Genomic DNA, 1781 nt, shown 5'->3' with positions numbered 1-1781 from the left:
GATCTGTATCACGAGTTCATCGAATCCGGCGTCAACAAGAAGGGCGGCGGCGAAGGCTCCAAGGCCGCACTCGTCTATGGCCAGATGAACGAGCCGCCGGGCGCGCGCGCCCGCGTCGGCCTGACCGGCCTGACGGTTGCGGAATACTTCCGCGACCAGGGCCAGGACGTGCTGTTCTTCGTCGACAACATCTTCCGCTTCACGCAGGCTGGTTCGGAAGTGTCGGCTCTGCTCGGCCGTATTCCTTCGGCCGTGGGCTATCAGCCGACGCTCGCCACCGACATGGGCGCGCTGCAGGAACGTATCACCACCACCACCAAGGGCTCGATCACGTCCGTGCAAGCCATCTACGTGCCCGCCGACGATCTGACTGATCCGGCGCCGGCGACCTCGTTCGCCCACCTTGACGCGACCACGACGTTGAACCGCGCCATCGCCGAAAAGGGCATTTATCCGGCGGTCGATCCGCTGGATTCGACCTCGCGCATGCTCGACCCGCTGGTCGTCGGCGACGAACACTATGGCGTCGCCCGCCAGGTGCAGTCGATCCTCCAGCGCTACAAGTCGCTGCAGGACATCATCGCCATTCTGGGCATGGACGAGCTGTCGGAAGAGGACAAGCAGACCGTGGCCCGCGCCCGCAAGATCGAGCGCTTCCTGTCGCAGCCGTTCTTCGTCGCCGAAGTGTTCACCGGCGCGCCGGGCAAGCTGGTCGACCTCGCCGACACCATCAAGGGCTTCAAGGGCCTCTGCAACGGCGACTACGATCACCTGCCGGAAGCCGCCTTCTACATGGTCGGCGGCATCGAGGAAGCAGTCGAGAAGGCACAGCGCCTCGCGGCTGAAGCGGCATAATTCAGGGAATAGGGAGTAGTCAGTAGTGAGTAGGGAATAGCAGCTGCGTGATGTGGGCCGGTTAGGGCCACTTACTACTGACTAGTTCCTATTCCCTACTCACTAAATTGATCATGGCTGAAGCTTTCAAGTTCGAACTGGTCTCGCCGGAACGCCTGCTGGTTTCTGAGCAGGTCGAATCCGTCGTCATTCCGGGCGCCGAAGGCGAGATGACCGTCATGGCGCATCACGCCCCGGTCATGACCACGATCAAGCCGGGCGTCGTCACCGTGAAGACCGCGGCGGGCGGCGAAGAACGCTATGTGGTGTTCGGCGGCTTCGCCGACATCGTTCCGGCCGGCTGCACGCTGCTGGCGGAATCGGCTGTCGCCGTGAAGGATGTCGACCGCGCCGATCTCGCGCGCCGCATCCAGGAAGCCAAAGAAGACGCTGCCGACGCCAAGGACGACGAGGCTCGCAGCAAGGCGGAGCAGTTCCTTAGCCAACTCACCACGCTGGAAGGCGCCATCCTGCCGGCTTGAAATTCGGTTTCGATGAAAGAGTAAAAAGCGGGGCCTTGCCTCGCTTTTTTGTTTGTTGGACAGTCGCGCTGCCTTGGGATGGGGGTGGGCCGGTGACGGAAGAAACAGCGCAACGAGAAACAGCCTCACGCTCCTGGTGGTCGACGGCCCTGGTGTCGGCCTTTGGCGGTCCATTCGGCGGATTTCTGTGGATCGGCAGCGGCAAGCCGGCGGTTGCCAGCCTGGTGGTGATCAGCGCCATCGTTTTCGCACTCGCCTACACCGGATTTCCGGTGCTGCCGGGAACCGATCTTGCCTGGCTGGCCAATTTTTCAGGTATCGGTTCGATGATCCTGGGGGCAGCGCTCGTCCTGCCCTTCGCCCATCGGTTCAAGCCGGTGAGATGGTATGCGCACGGATTTTGGG

Annotated in this window: 3 protein-coding genes; all 3 read left to right on the top strand. The window is 62.5% G+C overall.

The window, feature by feature from the left end:
* The coding region (gene atpD / locus EN893_RS32345) for a F0F1 ATP synthase subunit beta (protein ID WP_128362110.1) at positions 1–855 on the top strand (855 nt) is incomplete at its 5' end.
* 113 nt (positions 856–968) lie between these two features.
* Entirely contained in the window at positions 969–1376 is a 408-nt protein-coding gene (locus EN893_RS32340; protein WP_127267285.1) for a F0F1 ATP synthase subunit epsilon, read from the top strand.
* A 92-nt stretch (positions 1377–1468) separates the two neighbouring features.
* Positions 1469–1781: hypothetical protein (locus EN893_RS32335; protein ID WP_164901318.1), on the top strand; the 313-nt coding region annotated here is incomplete at its 3' end.

It is taken from the genome of Mesorhizobium sp. M7A.F.Ca.CA.004.04.2.1 (genome assembly GCF_004022825.1).
Lineage (GTDB): Bacteria > Pseudomonadota > Alphaproteobacteria > Rhizobiales > Rhizobiaceae > Mesorhizobium.
Note: the sequence above shows the minus strand (reverse complement) of the source record. Positions and strands in the feature narration are given on the sequence as shown.

What these genes read in the sequence shown, in the direction of transcription:
- EN893_RS32340 (WP_127267285.1), top strand. Translation starts at nt 969, where the DNA reads ATGGCTGAAGCTTTCAAGTTCGAACTGGTCTCGCCGGAACGCCTGCTG.